Origin of the sequence: Streptomyces sp. Qhu_M48 (assembly GCF_051305195.1) — a bacterium.
Classification (GTDB): Bacteria; Actinomycetota; Actinomycetes; order Streptomycetales; family Streptomycetaceae; genus Streptomyces.
This window is the reverse complement of the sequence record NZ_CP195432.1, coordinates 6,004,137-6,024,665: the sequence shown is the minus strand read 5'-3', so window position 1 is coordinate 6,024,665 and position 20,529 is coordinate 6,004,137. Positions and strand designations below refer to the sequence as shown.

Here is a 20,529-nt window from a genome sequence, read left to right as displayed (position 1 = left end):
CCCGGATCCGTCACGAGCCGGGACCGGCGACGGCCCCTGATCCGCCGGGTCTTCGGGTCCGCGACGACTTCCGATCCGCCCGGCCTCCCGGCTCCGCTACGCCTCCCGACAGCGGAGCACCGCCAGGATCCGCCGGCCGTAGCCGACAGCGCCCGTCGTGCGGGACAGCTCCAGCTTGTCGAAGACGGAGTTGAGGTCCTTCTCCACCCAGCTCGGCGAGATGTTCGGCTTCCGCCCGATCGCCGCGTTCGTGCGGCCCTCCGCGAGCGCCTCCAGGACCGTCCCGGGGGTCACGAGGCGCGGCGGCGCCCGGTCCGGCCGCCGCCGGTCCTGCCGCGGCCGCGCACCCGGACCGCCACGTAGGCCGCGACGGCGACGACGACGAGGGCCAGGACGATCTTCGACAGGAGTCCGACGTAGGTCTCGACGACGTCCCACCGGTCGCCCAGCCAGTAGCCGGCCATCACGAGGACGCCGTTCCAGATGAGGCTGCCGAGCGTGGTGAGCATGACGAACAGGGGCATCGGCATCCGCTCGACACCGGCGGGCACCGAGACCAGGCTCCGGAAGATCGGCACCATCCGGCCGAGGAAGACGGCCTTGGGGCCGTGCTTCGCGAACCACTCCTCGGTACGGACCAGGTCCGAGGCCTTCACCAGGGGCAGCCTCCCCCAGAGCGCGTGCATCCGCTCCCGGCCGAAGAGGACCCCGATCCAGTAGAGCGCCACCGCGCCGACCACCGAGCCGAGCGTCGTCCAGAACAGCGCCGACGCCAGGCTGAGCACCCCCTGCCCGGCGGCGAAGCCGGTGAGCGGCAGGATCACCTCGCTGGGCAGCGGCGGAAAGAGGTTCTCCAGGGCGATGGCCAGACCGGCTCCCGGGCCGCCCAGCGTGTCCACGAGGTCGGCGGCCCAGCCGGCGACGCCGTCCGCGGGCTGCTGGGCGAGCGCCGTGGCGGTGAGGTTCATGAGGACTCCAGGAGGACGGGGACGGGGACGGTGGAGGCGGGCGGTGGAGGCGGACGGTGGAGGCGGGCGGGGGCGGGCCCCGTTCCGCTCCCACCACGGTGGGAAGCGCCGCTCGGCGCCGGTATGAGGGTTGCCGTCCGTCCCGGTGGTGCCCCCGCACCTCCCACCCTGCGGAGAACCGCGGGGTGGGATCCCCGGCCCTCTCACGGTACGGGGCCGCCGGGGCTCCCCGGGCCGGGCGGAGGCTCTCCACGGACCGCCTACCCTGGACGCATGACGAGCAGCAGCGACCGGAGCACCGCAGTGAGCGTTGACGGCACCAAGACCTATGAGATCCGCACCTACGGGTGCCAGATGAACGTCCACGACTCCGAGCGGCTCTCCGGTCTGCTGGAGGAGGCGGGTTACGTCAAGGCCCCCAAGGGCTCCGACGGGGACGCCGACGTCGTCGTCTTCAACACCTGCGCGGTCCGTGAGAACGCCGACAACAAGCTGTACGGCAACCTCGGCCGGCTCGCCCCCATGAAGACCACCCGCCCCGGCATGCAGATCGCCGTCGGCGGCTGTCTCGCGCAGAAGGACCGCGAGACCATCGTCAGCAGGGCCCCCTGGGTCGACGTGGTCTTCGGCACGCACAACATCGGCAAGCTGCCCGTCCTCCTGGAGCGCGCCCGCGTGCAGGAGGAGGCCCAGATCGAGATCGCCGAGTCGCTGGAGGCCTTCCCCTCCACGCTGCCGACCCGCCGCGAGTCCGCGTACGCCGCCTGGGTCTCGATCTCCGTCGGCTGCAACAACACCTGCACCTTCTGCATCGTCCCGGCCCTGCGCGGCAAGGAGGAGGACCGCCGGCCCGGCGACATCCTCGCCGAGATCGAGGCCCTGGTCGCCGAGGGCGTCTCCGAGATCACCCTGCTCGGCCAGAACGTCAACGCGTACGGCTCCGACCTCGGCGACCGCGAGGCCTTCTCCAAGCTGCTGCGCGCCTGCGGACAGATCGAGGGCCTTGAGCGGGTCCGCTTCACCTCCCCGCACCCCCGCGACTTCACCGACGACGTGATCGCGGCGATGGCCGAGACGCCGAACGTCATGCCGCAGCTGCACATGCCGCTCCAGTCCGGATCGGACTCGATCCTCCGGGCGATGCGCCGCTCGTACCGGCAGGAGCGCTTCCTCGGCATCATCGAGAAGGTCCGCGCCGCCATCCCGCACGCGGCCATCTCCACCGACATCATCGTGGGCTTCCCCGGCGAGACCGAGGAGGACTTCGAGCAGACCATGCACACGGTCCGCGAGGCCCGCTTCGCGAACGCCTTCACCTTCCAGTACTCCAAGCGTCCCGGGACCCCGGCGGCCGACATGGACCACCAGATCCCCAAGGAGGTCGTGCAGGAGCGCTACATGCGGCTCGTCGCCCTCCAGGAGGAGATCTCCTGGGAGGAGAACAAGAAGCAGGTCGGCCGCACCCTGGAGGTCATGGTCGCCGAGGGCGAGGGCCGCAAGGACGGCGCCACCGACCGCCTCTCCGGCCGCGCTCCCGACAACCGGCTCGTCCACTTCACCAAGCCGGACGAGGACGTCCGCCCCGGCGACGTCGTGACCGTCGAGATCACCTACGCGGCTCCGCACCACCTGCTCGCCGAGGGCGCCGTCACGTCGGTACGCCGTACCCGCGCGGGCGACGCCTGGGAGAAGCGCACGGCGACGAAGCCCACCGGCGTCCTCCTCGGCCTCCCGAAGATCGGCGTCCCGGCCCCGCTCCCGGCGGCCGAGGTCCCGGCCTGCGGAAGCCACTGACCCACCTGGCCCACCGCCGCCCCAGTACGTCGCCACCGCCCCGGCAGGAATCCGCCGGGGCGGCGGTGTGCCCGGGCGGACGCCCGCGAGGCCGCGAGATCCCGTGCGCCCGGAGCGGCCGACCGACTGGCCGTCGGGCAGACCGACCACCTGACAGCCGGGCAGCCGGGCAGACAGCCAGACAGCCAGACCGGCAGGCAGCAGGCAGCAGGCAGAGAGAACGGCGGACCGACCGGCCGGCCGGCCGACCGGCTGACCGACCAGGCGCCGACCCGACCGGCTGACCGGCCGGGCGCCGACCCGACCGGCTGACCGGCCGGGCGCCGGGGAAGCCGCGCCGCCGGAGTCTCGCAGTAGGCTGCGGATCATGCTTGTCGCCGCAGCCGTCTGCCCCTGCCCGCCGCTCCTCGTGCCCGCGATCGCGACCGGCGCCGCCCCCGAGCTGGACGCCGCTCGGGCGGCCTGCGCGGACGCCGTAGGGCTGCTCGCCGCCGCACGCCCGGACCGGCTGTACGTCATCGGGCCGGCGCCCGAGGGCGCCCGCGGTGCGCATCCGGCGGGCGCGGTGGGCTCCTTCGCCGGGTTCGGTGTCGACCTGTCCGTACGGCTCGGCGAAGGCCCGGCGGTCGACCACGACGCCCGCCCGGCCGACGCGGACGACGAGCGCTCCCTGCCCACCTCCCTCGCCGTCGGGGCCTGGCTTCTCGGCCGGGCGGGCTGGGCCGACGCGCCGATCGAGGGGCTGGGCGTCGACGAGACCGCCACACCCGACGTCTGCGCCGGGCTGGGCCGCGAGCTGGCCGCCTCCGCCGAGCGGGTCGCACTCCTGGTGATGGGTGACGGCAGCGCCTGCCGGACCGTCAAGGCCCCCGGTTACCTGGACGAGCGGGCCGAGGGCTTCGACGCGGCGGCCGCCCGTGCGCTGGGCACGGCCGACGGGGCCGCGCTGCTCGCGCTGGACACGGAGCTCGCGTACGAGCTGAAGGCGGCGGGACGCGCGCCCTGGCAGGTCCTCGCGGGCGCCGCCGACGGCGCGGGTCTCGACGGCCGGCTGCTGTTCGAGGACGCGCCGTACGGCGTGGGGTACTTCGTCGCCGCCTGGTCCTGACAGAACGCCGAACGAAACGGCGGACGGCCGCGGAGCGAGGTGCTCCGCGGCCGTCCGCCGTGCGCGGGGACTGTCGGGGTGACGCCGGAGGCCGGACGCCAGACGCCGGACGCCGGACGCCGTACGTCAGACGGCGGGCGGCGGCGTCGCGCCACCACTCCCGGGCGCACCGGGCGCACCGGGAGTGCCAGGAGCACCGGGCGTGCCAGGAGCCCCTGGAGTGCCGTTGGCTCCGGTCGTCCCGGTCGTCCCGGTCGTCCCGGCCGTCCCGGTCGTCCCAGCCGCACCGGGCGTCCCACCGGTCCCGGGGGTGCCGTCGTCCTTGTGACCGATCCTGTCCAGGGCTTCCTTGGCCTTGCCCGTACCGGACTGGATCTTGTCGCTGTACTTGCCCTTGGTCTTCTCGTCGACCAGCTTCGCGGCCTTGTCCAGGCCGTCGTCGATCTTCCCCCCGTGCTGCTGCGCGAGGTCCGCGACCTTGTCCTTGGCCGGGCCGAGCTTGGCCTTCAGCGAATCCAGGAGACCCATCGGGCACCTTCCCTCCGCGGACCCCCGTGGGGTCCGAGTTCCGTGTCCTGCCCCCAGGACCCCGGGGGCCTAGCGACGGGCGCCTTCGCCCGCCCCGTTGTCCGCGGCGGCCTCGGCCGACTGCTGCTTCGGGATCTCCACGGGCTCCGCGGCGGCCGCTCCGGCCACCACCTCGTCCGCGTCGACACCCTCCGTGTCCTCGTCCCGCACAACGTCCGTGCTCGCGGCCTCGTTCCCGCCGTCCGCCGCCGCCACCGTCGTGACCTCGGCCGTGCCCCCGGCCGTAGCCGCTTCTGCGGGGGCCGGGACCGTCACCGCCGGGGCGTCCGACCCGAGCCCGGTGGCGTCGTCCTCCGAGGGGACGACGGTCGCGGTCTCCGCGGTGGAAGCCGGGGTCACATCCTTCTTCTTACGGCGAAACATTGCAAAAACACCCATATTCACTCCATAGCCTACGCGGATGGGAGGGATTCCGTGGCGACCGACGGCCGGAACCTCGCAACAGGCAACGAAGGTGGAGGAGGCCCGTCACGTAGCTCATTCGGGGACGGGCCGGGAGGTTTGCGAGACTGGGGCGGTGAGAAGTGCAGCTCCCGCCCCGCGGGTCATCGCCGTCGTCGGCCCCACTGCGGCCGGAAAGTCCGATCTGGGTGTATTCCTGGCCCAGCAGCTCGGGGGCGAGGTCGTCAACGCAGACTCGATGCAGCTCTACCGGGGGATGGACATCGGCACCGCCAAGCTGACGCGGGAGGAGCGGGGCGGCGTCCCGCACCACCTCCTCGACATCTGGGACGTGACCGAGGCCGCCAGCGTCGCCGAGTACCAGCGACTCGCCCGCGCCGAGATCGACCGGCTGCTCGCCGCCGGCCGCACCCCGGTCCTCGTCGGCGGCTCCGGACTCTACGTACGGGGGGCCGTCGACGCCCTGGAGTTCCCCGGCACCGACCCCGCCGTCCGGGCCCGCCTGGAGGCCGAACTGGAGGAACACGGCTCCGGCGTCCTGCACGCCCGGCTCGCCGACGCCGACCCCGAGGCGGCCCGCGCGATCCTGCCCAGCAACGGGCGCCGGATCGTCCGCGCCCTGGAGGTGATCGAGATCACCGGCAAGCCCTTCACCGCCAACCTGCCGGGGCCCGACTCCGTCTACGACACCGTGCAGATCGGCGTCGACGTGGCCCGCCCCGAACTGGACGAGCGCATCACCACGCGCGTGGACCGGATGTGGGAGGCCGGGCTCGTGGACGAGGTCCGCGCCCTGGAGGCCCAAGGCCTGCGCGGGGGGCGCACCGCGGCCCGCGCCCTCGGCTACCAGCAGGTCCTCGCCGCCCTGGCGGGGGAGTGCACCGAGGACGAGGCGCGCGCCGAGACCGTCCGCGCCACCAAGCGCTTCGCGCGCCGCCAGGACTCGTGGTTCCGCCGCGACCCGCGCGTCCACTGGCTCAGCGGAGCCGCCGATCACCGGGGGGAACTCCCGGGAGAGGCGCTCTCGTTGGTCGAACGAGCGGTTACAGCCTGATCACGTGATGGCATCGGGACGCCCTGCCCGTCAATTCGGCGGTCAGGAGCGTGCCATCATCGAGCATCGATCGACCAAGTGGAGTCCGAGTGGGGAGGGCGCGTGGCGATGGAGGCCGGCCCTCGCGACATGGAACAGCACCAGGCGACGCTCGGTGACCCGACGGGTGACACACCGGGCGGTCCGCCCGGCGACGACCTGCCGGTCGGTGCCCCGGGGCTGACCCCGGACGGCCCCGACGACGCGGTGGGCACCGCCGTCGAGGTGGACGCCGACGAGGTCGAGGTCGAGCTGCGTCCCCAGCGCAGGCTGAGGATCTGGCAGCTCGCCCCGATCGTGGGTCTGGCGGCCGTCGGTTCGCTGATGTTCGCTTTCCCGCTCGCCTTCGGCTCGGGCGACGGCGGCGCGGTGCTCGCCATGCTCGGCCTGCTGATCAGCTCCTGCGCGGCCGGCTGGGGCGTGATGGCCGCCCGCAAGGTCGGCTACACCTGGCCGGGGCTCCCGCGGCGCGGCTCGGGCGAGCGCCCGAACTGGCGGTACCTCGCCCTGTACGTGACGACGATCGCGGCCCTGGTCGCCCTGGCGGTCTGGCGCGTCGCCCGTCTCCGCTGAGCGGCCCGCCGCCGAGCGACCCGGGCCGACGGCCGTCCACGGCCCCGGCCCGTACCGACCGCCCTGTGGACGACCAGGCCCTCGGTCGGCACCACCCCGTACAGTTGATCTCGTGACCAGCACGCAGACCGCCCCGCTCCCCTTCCTCAAGGGCCACGGCACCGAGAACGACTTCGTGATCGTCCCCGACGCGGAGAACGCCGTCGACCTGCCGCCCGCGGTCGTCGCGCGGCTCTGCGACCGGCGGGCCGGCATCGGCGGCGACGGGCTGCTGCACGTCGTGCGCAGCGCCGCCCACCCCGAGGCGCGGCACATGGCCGACGAAGCCGAGTGGTTCATGGACTACCGCAACGCCGACGGCTCGGTCGCCGAGATGTGCGGGAACGGAGTGCGGGTCTTCGCCCGCTACCTGGAGCACGCCGGGCACGTCACCGCGGGCGAGGTCGCCGTCGCCACCCGCGGCGGGATCAAGCACGTCCACCTCGACAAGGACGGTTCCGTCACCGTCGCCATGGGCCGCGCGGTCCTTTCCGAGGCCGGGGTGACCGTCACGGTCGACGGCCGCGGCTGGCCCGCGCGGAACGTGAACATGGGCAATCCGCACGCGGTCGCCTTCGTCGAGGACCTCGACCACGCGGGCAACCTGTACACGGAGCCGTCGTACGCGCCGGCCGAGGTCTACCCGGAGGGCGTGAACATCGAGTTCGTCGCCGACCGGGGCCCCCGCCACGTCGCCATGCGCGTCCACGAGCGCGGCGCCTCCGAGACCCGCTCCTGCGGCACCGGCGCGTGCGCCGTGGCCGTCGCCACCGCCCGCAGGGACGGCGCCGACCCCGCCCAGAGCGGCACCCCCGTCACGTACACCGTCGACGTCCTCGGCGGGACGCTGGTCATCACCGAGCACCCCGACGGCCGGATCGACATGACGGGGCCCGCCGTGATCGTCGCCGAGGGCACCGTCGACCCGGCCTGGCTCGGCTGAAGCGCGCCGGCCCGCCCTGGCCGAATCGAAGGAAGCGACGAAATCGAAACAGTCAACGACTGATCTGTCGCTCGAATGGGTGATCCGATTCACGCTGAGCGAGAGCGTGACTGCGCCACGTGGTGGGCTCGGTAGCATCAAGCACCGGCCCCCCGGGCACGCCTGGCCCGCCCACCGCCGGTCGACGTTGCCGGAGGTGCCCCATGAGCGCAGAGGCCACCAACCCCGTGAGCGCGGCGGAAGCCGTCGTCACCGATGTGACCGCCCGCAGACGCGGACGCGCCCGGATCGACCTTCGCCGGCTCGGCCGTGCGGCCCTCCTCGGCGCCACCGCCGGACCGGCGCCCCGGGACCGGCTGCCCGACGCCATCAGCCATGTCGCCGAGGCGCACCGCGCCCACCACCCGGAGGCGGACCTCTCGGTGCTGCGCCGGGCCTATGTGCTCGCCGAGTCCTCGCACCGGGGTCAGTTCCGCAAGAGCGGCGAGCCGTACATCACCCACCCCCTCGCGGTGACGCTCATCCTCGCCGAACTCGGAGCGGAGACCACCACCCTGACCGCCTCCCTCCTCCACGACACCGTCGAGGACACCGAGGTGACGCTCGATCAGGTGCGCCGGGAGTTCGGCGACGAGGTCGCCTACCTCGTCGACGGCGTCACCAAGGTGGAGAAGATCGACTACGGCGCCGCCGCCGAGCCCGAGACCTTCCGCAAGATGCTCGTCGCCACCGGCAACGACGTGCGGGTGATGTCGATCAAACTCGCCGACCGGCTCCACAACATGCGCACCCTCGGAGTGATGCGGCCCGAGAAACAGGCAAGGATCGCCAAGGTCACCCGTGACGTCCTCATCCCGCTCGCCGAACGCCTCGGGGTCCAGGCGCTCAAGACCGAGCTGGAGGACCTCGTCTTCGCCATCCTCCACCCCGAGGAGTACGAGACCACCCGTGCGCTCATCGCCGACAACCCGCACGCGGACGACGCCCTCGACGCCGTCGCCGAGCAGGTGGCGACGGTCCTGCGCGAGGCGGACATCGGCGCCGAAGTCCTCGTCAGACCCCGGCACTTCGTCTCCGTGCACCGGGTCCGCCTGAAGCGCGGCGAACTGCGCGGCTGCGACTTCGGGCGGCTCCTCGTCCTGGTCGCCGAGGACGCCGACTGCTACGGGGTCCTCGGCGAACTCCACACCTGCTTCACCCCGGTGATCTCCGAGTTCAAGGACTTCATCGCGGCACCCAAGTTCAACCTGTACCAGTCCCTGCACACGGCGATCGCGGCCCCCGACGGAGCCGTGGCCGAGGTCCTCATCCGGACCCACCGGATGCACAAGGTCGCGGAGGCGGGAGTCGTCGCCCTCGGCACGGACAGCACGACCACCACCGAGCCCACCCCGGCCGACACCCCCGCCTCCGACGAGGGCGAGCGCGTCGACCCCACCCGGCCCGGCTGGCTCTCCCGGCTCCTCGACTGGCAGCAGGCCGCCCCCGACCCGGACACCTTCTGGACCTCGCTCCGCGCCGACCTGGCCGAGGACGACGAGATCACCGTCTTCCGCGCCGACGGCAGCGCCCCCGGCACGATCAGCCTCCCCGCCGGAGCCAGCTGCGTCGACGCCGCCTACGCCCAGCACGGCGAAGCCGCCCACGCCTGCCTCGGCGCGCGCGTCAACGGGCGCCTCGCCCCGCTGAGCACCGTCCTCCGCGACGGGGACACCGTCCAGCTGCTGCTCGCCCAGGACACCGTCTCCGGACCGTCCCCGGAGTGGCTCGACCACGCCCGTACCCCCGCGGCCCGGATCGCGATCACCGGCTGGCTCCGGGCGCACCCGGAGGGCGCCGCGCCCCCCGCCGCCATCACCGGTCCCCGCCCGCAGGCCAACGTCACCGCCGACCGCCGCCCCGGGGCCGACCTCCACGCGGAACTGGAGGGCGAACCGTGTCCGGCCGTCCGCCCGGCGGGCTGCTGCACCCCCGTACCGCCGGACGAGATCACCGGCTTCCGGGTGCGCGGCGGGTCGGTCACCGTCCACCGCACGGGCTGCGCGGCCGTCGACACCATGGGCGGGCTGGGCCGCGAGCCGGTCGCCGTCCGCTGGGGCGACACGGCACAGGGCCGGGTCACCCTCGTCGCCGAGTCCTTCGGGCGGCCCGGTCTCCTCGCCGACCTCACCGAGGCCATCGCCGTCGCGGGAGCGGCTGTCGTCTCCGCGACCGTCGAGCCGCCGAGCGAACAGCGGGTCCGTCACACGTACACCCTCCACCTGCCCGACGTGGCCGGGCTCTCCGCCCTCATGCGGGCCATGCGGGACGTGCCCGGCGTGTACGACGTGAGCCGCGCCCGCCCCCACTCACCACGGGCACCCCGCCGGGCCTGACACGCCCCTGCCCGCCCCACCCCACGCCCCGCCGGGCCTGACGCGCCCCGGCCCACCCCGCCCCACCCCCACGCCCCGCCGGGCCTGACGCACCCCGGTCCGCCCGTGTCCCGCCGGGCGCGACCCGAGCCGTGCCCCCTTCGGGTGGCGGGCGAGCGCGCCGCCCGTGGGAGCGGACCAAGCCCTGATAGCCGTAGGGCCAGTCCTCCGGAAAGGCCTGGCCCATGCCGCTCGTCCGAACCCCCCTGCCCCGCGCGCGGTGGCTCCGCTCCGCCGTCCTGGTCGCCGCCTCGGCCGGCCTCGTCGCCGCCGCGCTGCCCGCCCCGCCCCCGCTCGGGATCGGGGACCCGCTCTTCCCGCACCTCGGCAACCCCGGCTACGACGTCCTCGCGTACACCGTCGACCTCACCTACCCCGGGGTCAACACCGAGCCGCTGGCCGCCGTGACCCGGATCGACGCCCGCGCCACCGACGAGCTGGAGCGGCTCAACCTCGACTTCACCCACGGCACGGTCTCCGCCGTCACCGTCGACGGCCTGCCCGCCACGTACACCGGCAGCGGCGAGGACCTGGTCGTCACCCCCGCCGTGCCGATCGACGCGGGGGAGCGGATCAGGGTCACCGTCACCCACACCAGCGACCCGAGCGGCCCGGCCGACACCGGCGGCTGGGTCCGTACCGGCGACGGTCTCGCCATGGCCAACCAGGCCGACGCCGCCCACCGCGTCTTCCCCTCCAACGACCACCCGTCGGACAAGGCGTACTTCACCTTCCGGATCACCGTCCCCAAGGGGCTCACGGCCGTCGCCAACGGCCTGCCCGCCGGTCGCGTCACCCGAGGCGCCACCACCACCTGGACGTACCGCACCCGCCACCCCATGGCCACCGAGCTCGCCCAGGTCTCCATCGGCCGCTCCACGGTCGTCCACCGGGCGGGACCGCACGGCCTGCCCGTACGGGACGTGGTGCGCACCGCCGACCGGGAGCTCCTGGAGCCCTGGCTCCGCAGGACGCCCGGCCACCTGGAGTGGATGGAGCGGCAGGTCGGCCCGTACCCCTTCGAGACGTACGGGGTACTCGTCGCCGACGCCGAGACGGGCTTCGAACTGGAGACCCAGACCCTCTCGCTCTTCGAACGGCGCCTCTTCACGGAGCCGGGCTACCCGGAGTGGTACGTCGACTCGGTGATGGTGCACGAGCTGGCCCACCAGTGGTTCGGCGACAGCGTCTCGCCCCGGACCTGGTCCGATCTCTGGCTCAACGAGGGACACGCCAGCTGGTACGAGGCGCTGTACGCCGAGGAGACCGCCGGCAGGTCCCTGGAGAAGCGGATGAAGGCCGCCTACGCCGCCTCCGACGGGTGGAGGGCCGACGGCGGGCCGCCCGCCGCCCCCGAGCCGCCCTCGCCCGACCACAAGATCAGCCTCTTCCGGCCCGTCGTCTACGACGGCAGCGCCCTCGTCCTCTACGCGCTCCGCCAGGAGATCGGCACCGAGGCCTTCCGGCGCCTGGAGCGCCGCTGGGTCGCCGACCACCGGGACTCCACCGCCACCACCGCCGACTTCACGGCCCTGGCCGGCGAGATCGCCGGACGGGACCTCACCGCCTTCTTCCACGCGTGGCTGTACGAGGCGAAGACCCCGGCGATGCCTGGACACCCGGACTGGCGCAGCCGTCCGGCCGAGGCGGCCGGGACCGCCCCGAAACCCGGGTGACGAGGCCCGCCGGGCCGTGTCACCATCGTCAGGTCGGCGACGCGGCCGGTGGCCCGGGAATCTTCCCGAGCCCCCGCACGTTGCCACGGCATAAGACTCATCGCTCCGTACGCGTCGCCTCATCGAGGCGACCGACGTGGAGCACTCGACGTAAGGATCAAATGACCTCCTCTTCTTCCCCTTCCCAGGACGAGCAGAGCTTCGCGGAGACGAGCCGTACCGAGAGCCTTCGGGCCGATGCCCTGATGGAAGAGGACGTCGCCTGGAGCCACGAGATCGACGGAGAGCGGGACGGCGACCAGTTCGACCGTTCCGAGCGTGCGGCCCTGCGCCGTGTCGTGGGCCTCTCCACCGAGCTCGAGGACGTCACCGAGGTCGAGTACCGCCAGCTGCGCCTGGAGCGCGTCGTGCTGGTCGGTGTGTGGACCTCGGGGACCGTCCAGGACGCGGAGAACTCCCTCGCGGAACTCGCCGCCCTCGCCGAGACGGCGGGCGCCCTCGTGCTCGACGGCGTGATCCAGCGCCGTGACAAGCCGGACCCGGCGACCTTCATCGGCTCCGGCAAGGCGCGCGAACTGCGCGACATCGTGGTCGAGACCGGTGCCGACACCGTCGTCTGCGACGGCGAGCTCAGCCCCGGCCAGCTCATCGCCCTCGAAGACGTCGTCAAGGTCAAGGTGGTCGACCGGACCGCCCTGATCCTCGACATCTTCGCCCAGCACGCCAAGTCCCGAGAGGGCAAGGCGCAGGTCGCGCTCGCGCAGATGCAGTACATGCTGCCGCGGCTGCGCGGCTGGGGTCAGTCGCTCTCCCGTCAGATGGGTGGCGGCGGCGGTGGCGGCATGGCCACCCGTGGTCCCGGTGAGACCAAGATCGAGACCGACCGGCGCCGTATCCGCGAGAAGATGGCGAAGATGCGCCGGGAGATCGCGGAGATGAAGACCGGCCGTGACATCAAGCGGCAGGAGCGCCGTCGCAACAAGGTGCCGTCGGTCGCCATCGCCGGCTACACCAACGCCGGCAAGTCGTCCCTGCTCAACCGGCTCACCGGCGCGGGCGTCCTCGTGGAGAACGCGCTGTTCGCCACGCTCGACCCGACCGTCCGCCGGGCCGAGACGCCCACCGGCCGGGTCTACACCCTGGCCGACACCGTCGGCTTCGTCCGGCACCTGCCGCACCACCTGGTCGAGGCGTTCCGCTCCACCATGGAGGAGGTCGCCGACTCCGACCTCATCCTGCACGTGGTGGACGGCTCGCACCCGGCGCCGGAGGAGCAGCTGGCCGCCGTGCGCGAGGTCTTCCGGGACGTCGGCGCGGTGAACGTGCCGGAGATCGTCATCATCAACAAGGCGGACGCGGCCGACCCGCTGGTGCTCCAGCGCCTGCTGCGGATGGAGAAGCACTCCCTCGTCGTCTCGGCCCGCTCGGGCCAGGGCATCGAGGAGCTGCTCGCGCTCATCGACCGTGAGCTGCCGCGCCCGGAGGTCGAGCTGGAGGCCCTCGTGCCGTACACGCACGGCGGTCTGGTCTCGCGGGTGCACGCCGAGGGCGAGGTCGAGTCCGAGGAGCACACCCCGGAGGGCACCCTGCTCAAGGCCCGGGTGCACGAGGAGCTGGCGGCTATGCTCGCGCCGTACGTTCCCGCCGCGCACTGACCCGGCCCCGGAGCACGACGTAGACGTCGGGCTCCGGAGCACGACGAAAGGCGTCGGCCCCTCCCTCAGGGAGGGGCCGACGCCTTTCGTCATGGGGTGCTACGGATCAGCGCGCGTACTTCTTGCTGACCATCTCGTGAGCCGCCTTGGCGCCCCGGCCCAACTGCGGTCCGGCGAGCCAGCCGTTGCCCCCGGCCGGGCCGATCGAGGTGTTCGACACCAGCGCCGTCTTCCCGTTCGGCAGCATCCGGAACCAGCCGCCACCGGACGAACCCGCGGTCATCGTGCAGCCGATCCGGTACATCACCGGGGTGGCGGGCGCCGTGGTCATCCGCTTGGCCCGGTCCAGGCACTTGTGCATGATCACACCGTTGTACGGGGGTGCCTGCGGGTATCCCCAGGCGCCCACCGTCCCGGAGGCCGCCGGAGTCGGCGCGGAGAAGTCGACCGGCAGCGCGGCGCCGACCGTCTCCTCCAGGGACTTGCCGCCCCGCTGCGGCTGCACGTGCAGCACGGCGTAGTCGTACGGCCAGGCCTGGTTGGAGCCGCCGGACTTGATCCACTCACCCGAGGTCACGGCCCAGTCGGCCCAGTACTGGCCGTACGGGTAGACCTCGTGCGGCTTCGCGTTGTTCAGCGCGGCGGGGGACCTGCCCAGGTCGTTGAAGGCCGGGACGAAGGTGATGTTGCGATACCAGCCGCCCTTCTTGCCCGCGTGGACACAGTGGCCGGCCGTCCAGACCAGGTTGGACTTCCCGGGCCGCCGCGGGTCCTTGACGATGGTGCCGGAGCAGACCATGTGGCCCTGGGGCGAGTCGAAGAAGATCTTCCCGACCGGGGCCGCGTTGCGGTGGTACGGCGTCTTCTCGCGCTGCGTCCTGACGGGGCGGGGCGTCGGGTCGGAGCCGCTGCCTCCGGCCTGCGCGGTGATCGTCTGGTCCGGGCTCTTGGCGGACTGCATCCGCGCGGGGTCCCAGAGTCCTTCGATGACCGGGTTGACGAAGTCCTCGGCCTCACGCAGCCAGGTGTCCGTGTCCCAGTTCTTCCACTCGCCGTCCTTCCACTTCTCCAGGTCCACGCCGTGCTTCTTGAGCTTGTCGGCGAGGTCCTTGGTGAGGCCGGAGCCTCCGCCGTCGGCGGCGGGCGCGGAGCTGCCGGCTCCGGCGGACGGCTTGTCGGAGGCCGGGGTCTCGGTGGGGCCGCAGGCCGTGGCGGTCAGTGCGAGCGCTGTCGCCACGCCGAGGGCGACGGGTATGAGTCGTGCGGAAGGCATGTGGTGAATTCCCCCTGAGATGATTCCCGCGTCCGGACCGGCCACGTCTCCGGCGCGATCTCACCTTGACGTTGCCATGGACGCGTCACTAGCGGTGCACAATATGCCGGTCGCGCCGGACGCCGGTGAGACTGAAGGCGTATCCGGCCCGGACACGGAGGAGGCGGGACCCGTGGGGTCCCGCCCCCCGCCGCGCCTACTGCCCGGCGTACTTCTTGCTGACCTCGTCGAACATGGCCTTGGCCTCGGGACCGAGGCGAGGACCGGCGAGCCAACCCGCCGTCGACGGGCCGATCGAGGTGTTCGACACCAGCGCCGGCTTGCCGTCACCGCCCCGGGCGACCCAGCCGCCACCGGACGAACCACCGGTCATCGAGCAGCCGATGCGGTACATCGTCGGCTGCTCCGCCTTCAGGGACAGCCGACCCGGCTTGTCCTCGCACTGGAACATCCTCTGACCGTCGAACGGCGGCGCCGCCGGGTAGCCGGTCGCCTCCACGCTCGCGACCTTCGGCACCGCCGGGGCGTTGAAGTTCACCGGAAGCGCCGAACCGACTGTCTCCTCAAGGGACTTGCCCGAAGAGCCCTTCTCGGGGGTCACCTTGATGACCGCGAAGTCGTAGGGAGCGCCCGCGCCACCCGTGGACGCGCCCTCGGCGATCCACTGGTCGGAGGTCTTGACCCAGTCCGCCCACCACACGCCGTACGGGGCGACCTGCTCCCGCGTCGCCTTCTCCAGGTCGGCGGTGGACAGCGAGGCGTCGTTGTACGAGGGCACGAACGCGATGTTGCGGTACCAGCCGCCCTGCTTGCCCTTGTGCACACAGTGGCCGGCCGTCCACACCATGTTCGACTTGCCCGGGTGCGCCGGGTCCTTCACGACCGTGGCCGAGCAGACCATCGAGCCCTGGGGGCCGTCGAAGAAGACCTTCCCGGACTCCGGGGCGTTCGCGTGGTACTTCGGCGCCACGGCCTTCGCCCGCACCGGGACCGGCGTCGGGTCCGTCACACCCTCGTCACCCGAGATGTCCTCCTCCTCGACCGGCTTGTCGGGACGCTCGGCGTCCCGCATCCGGTCCGGGTTCCAGAGGTCCTCGATGATCGGGTTGACGAAGTCCTTGGCCTCACGCAGCCACTTGTCGCGGTCCCAGTTCCTCCACTCGCCGTCGCGCCACTTGTCGACGTCGATCCCGTGTTCCCTCAGGCGGTCCTTCAGGTCCTCCGGAATCTTGATCTTGTCGGCCGGGTTCTGGGCGGTCGCGGGCGCGCTGGGCTTGTCTCCCGCGTTCTCCTCGCTCGGGCCACAGGCCGTGACGGTGAGCGTCAGCGCCGCGACGGCGGAAGCCGCCGTCAGCAGCGGACGAATCGATCGCATCTCGTGATCCCCCTGGGACTACGTCAACTTGTGCATGGACAGCGGCCGTGCCCGCGCGGACAGCGGCCGACGGCCCCCACTATGCCGGTGCCGGAGGGGACGGTACGCGGCCGGTCGGCGGTTCCGGCCCTCGTTCGGTCGTTGCCGTGACGTGATCCGGGACACGCCAAGTTCTTGCCTCCGGCCCGTGATCCTCGGCAGTTCGCGTCGTTGGTACGTACGGGGGACACGACGGTGGCGTTCAGGGCGGCCCTTGCGGCGGCTCCACGACGCCCCGATGTGCAACGCAACTGTTACAGCGGGAGGACACCGAGCCGTGGCCGTGACCGAACCAGCTCCGGCCGTCCCACCGGCCGCGCGCACGCAGACCCGGACGCCCGGCGGGCCCGCCGACGGACCGCCCGACCCCCCTGGCACCGGGCCGCACACCCCACCCCTCCAAGGAACCCCGGACCGGGACGCGCCGGCCCGGAGCATGCCGGACCAGGGCAGGCCGGACCAGGGCATGCCCGGCAAGGACGCGCAGGGCCGGGGCATGCCGGACCGGGGAGCGTCGGGCGAGGACGCTCCGGCCTCCGGAGCGCCGGGCGAGGGTAGGCCGGAACCGGGAGTGCCGGGCGAGGCTAGACCAGGCCGGGGCGCTCCGGACAGGGGCGCTCCGGACCGGGAGGCTCCGGACCGGGAGGCTCCGGACCGGGAGGCTCCGGGTCGAGAGGCTGTGGGCCGGGGGGCTCAAGGTCCAGAGGCTTCGGTCAGAGGCACTCAGGAGCGAGGGGCTTCGGACAGCGGCACTCAGGAGCGAGCGGCTTCGGTCAGAGGTACTCAGGGGCGAGGGGCTTCGGAAGAGGTCGGCGGCACTGGTGGATACGAGGGCATCCTGCGCCGTCAGTCACTCCGTGAATCCGCCGCGCGCACCTACGCCCGGTCCCTGCCGATCGTCCCCGTGCGCGCGCGAGGCCTGACCATCGAGGGCGCCGACGGCCGCCGCTATCTGGACTGCCTCTCCGGCGCCGGGACCCTCGCCCTCGGCCACAACCACCCCGTCGTCCTGGAAGCCATCAAGAAGGTCCTCGACTCGGGTGCCCCGCTCCACGTCCTCGACCTCGCCACCCCTCTCAAGGACGCCTTCACCTCCGAACTGTTCGCCACCCTGCCGGGCGAACTCGCCGACAACGCCCGCATCCAGTTCTGCGGTCCGGCCGGAACGGACGCCGTGGAGGCGGCCCTCAAACTCGTCCGCACCGCCACCGGCCGCAGCGGCCTCCTCGCCTTCACCGGCGCCTACCACGGCATGACGTCCGGCGCCCTCGACGCCTCCGGCGGGGCGACCGACGTCCGCGTCACCCGGCTGCCCTATCCCCAGCAGTACCGCTGCCCCTTCGGTGTCGGCGGCGACCGCGGCGCCCAACTCGCCGCCCGCTGGACCCAGAACCTCCTCGACGACCCCAAGAGCGGCGTCACCACCCCCGCCGGAATGATCGTCGAAGCGGTCCAGGGCGAGGGCGGGGTCATCCCCGCGCCCGACGACTGGATGCGCCGGATGCGCCGGATCACCGCCGACCGTTCCATCCCCCTGGTCGTGGACGAGGTCCAGACCGGGGTGGGCCGCACCGGCGCCTTCTGGGCCGTCGAGCACAGCGGCGTCGTGCCCGACGTGATGGTCCTCTCCAAGGCCATCGGCGGCTCCCTTCCCCTCGCCGTCATCGTCTACAGAGCCGAACTCGACGCCTGGGAGCCCGGCGCCCACGCCGGCACCTTCCGCGGCAACCAGCTCGCCATGGCCGCGGGCACGGCCACCCTCGCATACGTCCGCGAGAACAAGCTCGCCGAACGGGCCGGCGTCCTCGGCGACCGCATCCTCGGTCAGCTCCGGGGTCTCGCCGCCGCCCACCCCTGCGTCGGCGACGTCCGCGGCAGGGGCCTCATGATCGGTGTCGAACTCGTCGACCCCGACGCGGCAGGACCGGACGACCCCGTGCCCCCGGCCGCTCCCGCGCTGGCCCTCGCCGTCCAGCAGGAGTGCCTCGCTCGCGGGCTCATCGTCGAACTCGGCGGCCGCCACTCCGCGGTGGTCCGGCTCCTGCCCCCGCTCACCCTCACCGACGAGCAGGCCACCGCCGTCCTGGACCGCTTCGCCGACGCCCTCGCCGCGGCCGAACGGGCCCACACCCCCCAGCTGCCCGCCGCCCGCCGGGCCACGGCCCCCCGGACCACCCCCGGGCCGTGCCACTGACCCGGACCGCCCCCGGCCCCACCCCAAGGAAGCCCCCGTGAACGCCATGCCGCCCTCTCCCGCACCCGAGACCGAGGCCCCCCTCAGCGTCGACCGACTCACCTCCCAGGCACCCACCCCCCACCTCCTGCTCCCCGAGGCCACCCCTCACCGACGGCTCCCCGAGACCACGCTCCAGCAACCGCCCTCCGAGGCGCGCGGCACCGAGACACCCACCGCCGCCGGACCTGCCTCCGAGGCCACCGCCTCCGCCCTCCCCGCTTCCGGGTTCGCCGCCTCCGAGACCCCGGTCACCCCCACCCGCGCCCCCGTCACCCCGGCCTCGCGCACCGCCAGGCTCGGGGCCGCCGGCCCCGGGACAACCAGCCTCGGGACAACCGGCCTCGGCGCCGCCGGCCTTGACGCCTCCGATCTCGGGACGACCACCTCCGGGACCACCGGCCCCGGCACCCCCGCCGCCGACGTCACGAAGCACGGCGTCACCAATCCCGGCGTCACGGGCCCCGCCACCCCGGAACCCGGCGTCACGGGCCCCGCCACCCCGGAACCCGGCGTCGCCGGCCCCGCCACCCCGGAACCCGGTGTCGCCGAGCGCACCGTCCCCCGTCAGCACGTCGGCCCGTGCGACCCCCGGCCGCACCGCCCGGCGGTCGGCGACCCGCTGGACGATCCGGACCCGCAGCGCGCCGCGGACGCGGCCGCCGTCGAGAACCTGCTCCGCTGCTGGGTCCGGGAGAAGAACCTGCCCGCCCCCGGCTCCACCACCCTGCGCATCCCCCTCGAAGCCAGCGGCACCGCCCTCCTCGTCCCCGTCCGCTACTGGTCGGCCACCGGCTGGCACCGCTTCGGCGCCCCCGTCCTCGAAGGCCTCCCGGTCACGGCTCCCGCCGTCGACGCCGTGACCGTGGCCGCGCTGCTCAGCCGGGAGACCGGCCGCCCCGAGGGCACCGACCTCGTCGGCCGGGTCGCCGACTCCGCCCGCCGCACCGCGGACTTCCTCGCCGAGCGCCGCCACCGACCCCAGCCGCACCCGGACGCGGATCTCTTCCTCGCCGCCGAACAGTCCCTGCTGCTCGGCCACCCGCTCCACCCCACCCCCAAGAGCCGCGAAGGTCTCTCCGAGGCCGAGGCCCGGCTCTACTCACCCGAACTACAGGGCTCCTTCCCCCTTCACTGGATCGCCGTCGATTCCTCTCTCCTCGCGTCCGACTCCGCATGGACGGAACAGGGCCGGCCCGTCACCGCGGAGCAACTCGTCTCCGGTCTCGCCGAGGGACTGCCGACCCCCGTCGGCACCGTGCCCCTCCCCGTGCACCCCTGGCAGGCCCGTGAGCTCCTGCACCGCCCCGACATCCGCGCCTTCCTCGCCGCGGGTCTCCTTCACGACCTAGGGCTCCACGGCAGCCCCTGGCACCCCACCTCCTCCGTCCGTACCGTGCACCGCCCCGGCGCGCGGGCGATGCTCAAGCTCTCCCTCGGGCTGCGCATCACCAACTCGCGCCGTGAGAACCTCCGCAAGGAGCTCCACCGCGGTGTCGAGGTCCACCGGCTGCTCCGCACCGGCCTCGTCGACGAGTGGCAGGCCGCCCACCCGGGCTTCGACATCGTCCGCGATCCCGCCTGGCTCGCCGTCGACTCCCCGGACGACACCCCTGTCCCCGGACTCGACGTCATGATCCGCCACAACCCCTTCGGGCCCGGCGACGACGCCGTCTGCATCGCCTCCCTCACCGCTCCCCGCCCCTGGCCCGGGACCACCGCCATGCGCTCCCGGCTCGCCGACGTCGTCGGCCGCCTCGCCGCCCGCACCGGCCGCCCCACCACGGCCGTCTCCGCCGAGTGGTTCCTCCGCTACCTCGACCAGGTCGTCCGCCCCGTCCTCTGGCTCGACGGCCACGCCGGCATCGCCCTGGAGGCCCACCAGCAGAACACTCTGGTGCTCCTCGACCCGGACGGCTGGCCGGTCGGCGGCCGCTACCGCGACAACCAGGGCTACTACTTCCGCGAGTCCCACAGGAGCGAGCTGGAGAGCCGTCTCCCCGGCATCGGCGCCCACAGCGACACCTTCGTCTCCGACCAGGTAACCGACGAGCGTTTCGCCTACTACCTCGGCATCAACAACATCCTCGGCCTGATCGGCGCCTTCGGCGCCCAGCACCTCGCCGACGAGCGCGTCCTGCTCGCCGCCCTCCGCAGCTTCCTCACCTCCGCCACCAGCCTCGGCTCACCCCTGCCGCACCGACTCCTGGAGGCCGCGACCCTGCGCAGCAAGGCCAACCTCCTCACCCGCCTGCACGGCCTGGACGAGCTCGTCGGCCCCGTCGACACCCAGTCCGTCTACGTCACCGTCACCAACCCCCTCCGTACCTGAGTCCGCCTGCCGGGTACCCACGTC

The 20,529-nt window shown here is 73.2% G+C and carries 15 protein-coding genes and 1 pseudogene; 10 read left to right on the top strand and 6 right to left on the bottom strand.

What is annotated here, in order from left to right; genetic code table 11:
- Positions 1–96 precede the first annotated feature (96 nt).
- Positions 97–282, bottom strand: a pseudogene (locus ACRRSS_RS26970) (LuxR C-terminal-related transcriptional regulator); the annotation flags it as partial.
- An 8-nt stretch (positions 283–290) separates the two neighbouring features.
- Positions 291–968: a DedA family protein gene (locus ACRRSS_RS26965; RefSeq protein ID WP_435973687.1), complete on the bottom strand. Its 678-nt coding sequence runs from the start codon at positions 966–968 to the stop codon at positions 291–293.
- A gap of 273 nt (positions 969–1,241) precedes the next feature.
- Between ACRRSS_RS26965 and miaB the strand changes: the two genes are divergently transcribed.
- Both miaB and ACRRSS_RS26955 read left to right on the top strand, forming a co-directional pair.
- A complete protein-coding gene (miaB, locus tag ACRRSS_RS26960; protein WP_351902044.1) occupies positions 1,242–2,762 on the top strand; it encodes a tRNA (N6-isopentenyl adenosine(37)-C2)-methylthiotransferase MiaB in 1,521 nt (506 codons plus the stop codon).
- A gap of 367 nt (positions 2,763–3,129) precedes the next feature.
- The gene (locus ACRRSS_RS26955; RefSeq protein ID WP_435973686.1) at positions 3,130–3,870 is read left to right on the top strand and encodes a class III extradiol dioxygenase subunit B-like domain-containing protein; all 741 of its coding nucleotides are present in this window, start codon (positions 3,130–3,132) and stop codon (positions 3,868–3,870) included.
- 126 nt (positions 3,871–3,996) lie between these two features.
- Here ACRRSS_RS26955 and ACRRSS_RS26950 read toward each other — a convergent pair whose 3' ends face one another.
- Together ACRRSS_RS26950 and ACRRSS_RS26945 are read right to left on the bottom strand one after the other, a co-directional pair.
- Entirely contained in the window at positions 3,997–4,398 is a 402-nt protein-coding gene (locus ACRRSS_RS26950) for an antitoxin (RefSeq protein ID WP_435973685.1), read from the bottom strand.
- Between the two features lie 69 nt (positions 4,399–4,467).
- Positions 4,468–4,797: a hypothetical protein gene (locus tag ACRRSS_RS26945; protein WP_435973684.1), complete on the bottom strand. Its 330-nt coding sequence runs from the start codon at positions 4,795–4,797 to the stop codon at positions 4,468–4,470.
- A 178-nt stretch (positions 4,798–4,975) separates the two neighbouring features.
- Here ACRRSS_RS26945 and miaA point away from each other — a divergent pair, with 178 nt between their 5' ends.
- The 6 genes from miaA to hflX all read left to right on the top strand — a co-directional run bounded on the left by miaA (position 4,976) and on the right by hflX (position 13,253).
- The gene (gene miaA, locus ACRRSS_RS26940) at positions 4,976–5,914 is read left to right on the top strand and encodes a tRNA (adenosine(37)-N6)-dimethylallyltransferase MiaA (RefSeq protein ID WP_435973683.1); all 939 of its coding nucleotides are present in this window, start codon (positions 4,976–4,978) and stop codon (positions 5,912–5,914) included.
- Between the two features lie 108 nt (positions 5,915–6,022).
- Positions 6,023–6,526 carry a hypothetical protein gene (locus ACRRSS_RS26935; protein ID WP_435975433.1) on the top strand — a complete coding sequence of 168 codons (504 nt, stop codon included), beginning with the start codon at positions 6,023–6,025 and terminating at the stop codon, positions 6,524–6,526.
- A 112-nt stretch (positions 6,527–6,638) separates the two neighbouring features.
- Positions 6,639–7,508 (top strand): diaminopimelate epimerase, encoded by an 870-nt coding sequence (gene dapF, locus ACRRSS_RS26930; RefSeq protein WP_435973682.1) that lies wholly within the window; start codon positions 6,639–6,641, stop codon positions 7,506–7,508.
- A gap of 203 nt (positions 7,509–7,711) precedes the next feature.
- On the top strand, positions 7,712–9,883 hold the full coding sequence (locus ACRRSS_RS26925) for a RelA/SpoT family protein (protein ID WP_435973681.1): 2,172 nt from the start codon (positions 7,712–7,714) through the stop codon (positions 9,881–9,883).
- 224 nt (positions 9,884–10,107) lie between these two features.
- A complete protein-coding gene (locus ACRRSS_RS26920) occupies positions 10,108–11,598 on the top strand; it encodes a M1 family metallopeptidase (protein ID WP_435973680.1) in 1,491 nt (496 codons plus the stop codon).
- A 161-nt stretch (positions 11,599–11,759) separates the two neighbouring features.
- Positions 11,760–13,253, top strand: coding sequence for a GTPase HflX (gene hflX, locus ACRRSS_RS26915; protein WP_351902060.1), 1,494 nt, complete (start codon positions 11,760–11,762; stop codon positions 13,251–13,253).
- A gap of 106 nt (positions 13,254–13,359) precedes the next feature.
- Here the strand turns inward: hflX and ACRRSS_RS26910 are convergent, their stop codons facing one another.
- Together ACRRSS_RS26910 and ACRRSS_RS26905 are read right to left on the bottom strand one after the other, a co-directional pair.
- The gene (locus ACRRSS_RS26910; RefSeq protein WP_435973679.1) at positions 13,360–14,526 is read right to left on the bottom strand and encodes a trypsin-like serine peptidase; all 1,167 of its coding nucleotides are present in this window, start codon (positions 14,524–14,526) and stop codon (positions 13,360–13,362) included.
- Positions 14,527–14,722: 196 nt separating this feature from the next.
- Entirely contained in the window at positions 14,723–15,901 is a 1,179-nt protein-coding gene (locus ACRRSS_RS26905) for a trypsin-like serine peptidase (protein WP_435973678.1), read from the bottom strand.
- Positions 15,902–16,775: 874 nt separating this feature from the next.
- Between ACRRSS_RS26905 and ACRRSS_RS26900 the strand changes: the two genes are divergently transcribed.
- A complete protein-coding gene (locus ACRRSS_RS26900; RefSeq protein WP_435975432.1) occupies positions 16,776–18,134 on the top strand; it encodes a diaminobutyrate--2-oxoglutarate transaminase family protein in 1,359 nt (452 codons plus the stop codon).
- 46 nt (positions 18,135–18,180) lie between these two features.
- Positions 18,181–20,505: an IucA/IucC family protein gene (locus tag ACRRSS_RS26895; protein ID WP_435975431.1), complete on the top strand. Its 2,325-nt coding sequence runs from the start codon at positions 18,181–18,183 to the stop codon at positions 20,503–20,505.
- Positions 20,506–20,529 lie beyond the last annotated feature (24 nt).